Consider the following 1,381-nt stretch of genomic DNA (forward strand, 5'->3'; position numbering starts at 1 on the left):
GTTCGAGGACTCGATATGAGGCGCCGTCCACCCGCGAAGCTTGGCGTTCGACTTCGGCATCCGTCGCAAAGCCATCGAAGAGCTTCCAAGTTCCGACGATTCCAGCCTCTAGAGGGTTGAGGCTCTGCTTGTCCCGCGGACCGTTAAACCTGTTGATCGAGCTGAAAGGTTGGTCCAGTTGCCGTGCGCCGACTGAAGTCTCGGCATCCACACGCGGCAGATATAGACCCCGAGCCTGGCGCAATTCGAATTCGATCGCCTCGCGATTTTCGATTGCCGCTCCGATCTGGGGGTTCGAATCGATCGTCGTAGCTATCGCTTCACGCAAAGTGAATGCGGCGGCGCCAGTCACCGCAAGCGCCGAGATGCTTCCGGCGGCCAGGCCAGCCAGCAGACAACTGCGCAAAATTGCGGCTCGACTCACAGAACGCATCGCTGCCCCCCACCCAGTCCTAAATTTTCGCCAAAAGTACAATTTATCACACCCCAACATCAAGAACAGGCAAAAAATCGCACCAGAACCTAAGACAACTTTGGTCTCGATTTAATATTCGCCCCTTGCTTTTTCTCGGAGCTAAAATCAACATCCTACAATAAGACTGTATTAATCGCACAAACGATAATTCAGCACGCGCATAATGGCAACAATCATGATCCGGAGCCCTGCAGTTTGTTTCTAAATTTGATTTCCAAACGCGCGAATTCATGGCCATCGCCAGCGTACCCTGACTGACCGCCGTCAGTATCGCGGGCTCATAGTGGCCCGCATTCGCGCGTGATAGCACTCGCAGTTCCATAGCCGATCCGAATCGACCTCACGCAGGGACAACATTCCCAGTGCAATGCCGCAGGCCGTGCGAGACGCGTAGGCCCAGGTGATCCGCTCCGACCCGCTGGCTTCCGTGGCCAACTGTGTGGATATTGCTCTCGCCTCTACGTACYGCGCCTCGACTTCTTGCTGAATTATCGAGAGGTTCGGCTCKCGCGCTAGGGCGGAGACGCCCCAAGCCTGGCATGCGGCAACCGCTGGTCGGCGCTCGAGATAACCGGAGAGATCAGCCGCTTGCGTGGAGTTCCAGTAACCCAAGATAAACGTTGCGATGAACGCAACAAGCGTGATCCGCATTTTCTCCCCCCGACGACCCCAGCCAATTCGCCCTACACAAGATATTCCTACGATTTACTACCACAATAGAGTTTTGCAGCACTTTCAACCTGTAGCTCAATTTGATGCGGGATCGTCACTTGAAAGTGACAGTATCGCGTAGAGAACCGACGCTCCATCAAAATGACCACTCAGCTCGGTTGTCTCCACTGCCGACACAGTCCCGATAGAGCCACCTTCCACGGACGTTAGTTCGGTGAGGGTGCTAGTAAGATC

The 1,381-nt window shown here is 55.0% G+C and carries 1 pseudogene; it reads right to left on the bottom strand.

Features of this window, described 5'->3' with window-relative positions:
* Positions 1–433 (bottom strand): annotated as a pseudogene (locus AC1D34_RS37615) (hypothetical protein); the annotation flags it as partial.
* Positions 434–1,381: the final 948 nt, after the last annotated feature.

This window comes from Allobosea sp. P1_A7 (genome assembly GCF_056406775.1).